This window comes from Vibrio sp. AND4 (assembly GCF_000171815.1).
In the GTDB taxonomy this organism is placed as follows: domain Bacteria; phylum Pseudomonadota; class Gammaproteobacteria; order Enterobacterales; family Vibrionaceae; genus Vibrio.
Genome location: NZ_ABGR01000076.1, coordinates 1 through 2892, shown reverse-complemented (window position 1 = coordinate 2892; position 2892 = coordinate 1). Strand labels below are relative to the sequence as shown.

Sequence of the window (2892 nt, the reverse complement as noted above, 5' to 3'; positions counted from 1 at the left end):
CGACCGATTAGACCAATCATTCTTCTAATCTCCCTTAACCTAGGCTAATTTGAACGTCAACGCCCGCAGCAAGGTCTAGACGCATTAGAGCATCAACAGTTTTGTCTGTTGGCTCAACGATGTCGATTAGACGCTTGTGAGTACGGATTTCGTACTGGTCACGAGCTTTCTTGTTAACGTGTGGAGAGATAAGAACTGTGAAACGCTCTTTACGAGTTGGCAGTGGGATTGGACCACGAACCTGTGCGCCAGTGCGCTTAGCTGTTTCAACGATTTCCGCTGTAGAAGCGTCGATTAGTTTGTAATCGAATGCTTTTAGGCGGATACGGATACGTTGGTTCTGCATGAGACAGAGCTCCAATATTAAAAATTACACAAACAATATCGCCACTCAAACTCGTCAAGACGAGAGAATGCCGATTGATTTATGTGAAACCGTAGCGTCCAAGATTAGGACACATTGTCAGTTAATTTTCGATTATCTATCCCTACATACCAGAGTCACCTCTGGGGATAGTTTTTCCGAAGAAAAGATAGCTAATTGTATTAACCGCGAACATAAGCTGAGTCTACATTACCTCACAAACCGTTAGGTTTACTCGCTCCTCATTGCTCATTGGTTCACAACTGGCTTAACCAGTGCGCTGAATTATACAGATCACACTTTAGGATGCAAGCGCCGAGTGAAAAATAATCGAACAAAATTCACTCTCTCATTATGCCTGTATTTTCCAAAGACTGCTGATTTACCCTAAGCTACCGACTTATTAGTTCAGTCGGTCACTGTTAAGTTAAGCTTGAGGCCAATAAACAAAAAGGACGCCGAAGCGTCCTTTTTTAAACAGGTATAATAGCGCTTGCTGGCTATTACTTCTTGCTTGATAGAGCACCGAAACGCTTGTTGAAGCGATCAACACGGCCGCCTGTATCAACGATACGTTGCTTACCAGTGTAGAATGGGTGACATTTGTCACATACATCTAGGTGGATAGACTCTTTGTCTAGAGTTGACTTAAACTCGAAAGAGTTGCCGCAAGAACAAGTCGCAGATACTGCTTTGTAATCTGGGTGGATACCAGCTTTCATGGGATAACCTCAATTGTAGGCCGTGTCGCTATACGAATCTATGCCGCACACCACACGTAATGAATAATAAAAGTGCGATACCGCATCGGCTAAGTGCCGAAGTCATATCTAAGGCGCAGTATATTAATGAATCACTAGGCAGGGATCAATACATTTGGCAATTTTTTCGCCACTTTTTACTCCTGTCACTTGAGTACTGACAGGAAACTCACGACTCAAGATGCAGATCGCTCGAATTTCTTAGCATGTTTTAATAGACTATACCTCTCTCCCTCTTTTATATAGTACACATTCTATGCGTCCATCCATCGCCCGAGTGGCTCTTCCGGTCCCGCTTGACAAACAATTTGACTATGTCATACCCGGACACCTTTTCCCCGTTATCGGTGGACGCGTTTCTGTCCCATTTGGTCGACAAACCTTGATCGGCATCGTTACTGCTATCGTTAATCATTCTGATTTTCCAAAAGAACAACTCAAGCCAATCAAAGCTGCACTAGATGCTCAGCCACTATGGCCAGAGAAGCTGTATTCGCTGCTCACGTGGTGCAGTTACTTTTATCAATACCCTCTCGGCGAAACCTTAAACAATGCAATGCCGACAGCGCTACGTAAAGGAAAACCCGCGGATTTTGCAACACTGCAAGAGTGGCGGATCACAGAATCTGGTAAAGACAAGTTAATGCAAGGCTTGGGAAGAGCGGTCAAACAACAGCGTGCCCTGCAAATGTTAGTCGAAGGACCAATCCCTCATCAGACGTTCATCGACCAAGAGATCACCTCAGCACTACTGAAAACATTAGAAGAAAAAGGCTTGGTGGAGCGCATCGAGAAAAAGCCAACCATCAGTAAATGGGCGCAACAAGTTGAGTGTGAAGTAGAAAAGCCAAAACTCAATCATGAACAAGCGCTCGCCATTGCTAGCGTCAACAGTCAAACTGGCTTTGCCTGCTATTTACTGGAAGGAGTAACGGGTTCTGGCAAGACAGAAGTTTACCTCAATCTAATCAAACCGATACTTGAACAAGGTAAGCAAGCGCTGGTTCTTGTGCCGGAAATTGGCCTAACCCCACAGACCATCAACCGCTTTAAGCGCCGCTTTAATGTCCCCGTCGATGTTATTCACTCTGGGTTAAATGATACTGAGCGACTCAATGCTTGGCTTTCAGCTCGAGACAAAGCCGCTGGGATCATAATCGGTACCCGCTCTGCCCTACTGACGCCTTTTAGCAATCTTGGCATTATTATCGTCGATGAGGAGCACGACTCATCATATAAGCAACAAGATAGTCTACGCTACCACGCTCGCGATGTTGCCGTCATGCGCGCGCACAAAGAACAAGTACCAATTGTTCTTGGCTCAGCCACACCCGCTCTTGAGACTCTACATAATGCGTTAACGGGTAAGTACCATCACCTGACCCTAACTCAACGAGCGGGCTCTGCCGTTCCAACCACCAATAAAGTCCTTGATGTTAAAGGTCTCTATTTAGACAGTGGCTTATCGGCACCATTGATTGCCGAAATGCGCAAGCACCTTAAAGCAGGTAACCAAGTGATGCTGTTCTTAAATCGCCGCGGTTTCTCACCGGCGTTAATGTGTCATGAATGTGGTTGGATTGCTGAGTGCAAACGCTGCGATGCTTACTACACCTTCCACCAGTACAGTAATGAAGTTCGCTGCCATCATTGCGGTTCACAGCAACCTGTGATTAATCAGTGCCAGGGTTGCGGGTCGACCCAATTAGTCACGGTTGGTGTCGGTACCGAGCAGCTTGAGCTGCAACTGGCCGACCTGTTTCCTGA

3 protein-coding genes are annotated in these 2892 nt (G+C 45.9%); 1 reads left to right on the top strand and 2 read right to left on the bottom strand.

All coding sequences use genetic code 11. The features are described 5' to 3' along the window. Positions 1-34: 34 nt before the first annotated feature. Both rpsJ and rpmE read right to left on the bottom strand, forming a co-directional pair. The gene (rpsJ, locus tag AND4_RS18575; RefSeq protein WP_004410492.1) at positions 35-346 is read right to left on the bottom strand and encodes a 30S ribosomal protein S10; all 312 of its coding nucleotides are present in this window, start codon (positions 344-346) and stop codon (positions 35-37) included. A 521-nt stretch (positions 347-867) separates the two neighbouring features. Beyond that, entirely contained in the window at positions 868-1086 is a 219-nt protein-coding gene (gene rpmE, locus AND4_RS18570) for a 50S ribosomal protein L31 (RefSeq protein ID WP_009844525.1), read from the bottom strand. 295 nt (positions 1087-1381) lie between these two features. Here rpmE and priA point away from each other — a divergent pair. Continuing rightward, the coding region (gene priA, locus AND4_RS18565) for a primosomal protein N' (protein ID WP_009844524.1) at positions 1382-2892 on the top strand (1511 nt) is incomplete at its 3' end.

Excerpts from the sequence above, each read along its gene's own strand:
- rpsJ (WP_004410492.1), bottom strand. The coding sequence starts at position 346 with ATGCAGAACCAACGTATCCGTATCCGCCTAAAAGCATTCGATTACAAA.
- rpmE (WP_009844525.1), bottom strand. The coding sequence starts at position 1,086 with ATGAAAGCTGGTATCCACCCAGATTACAAAGCAGTATCTGCGACTTGT.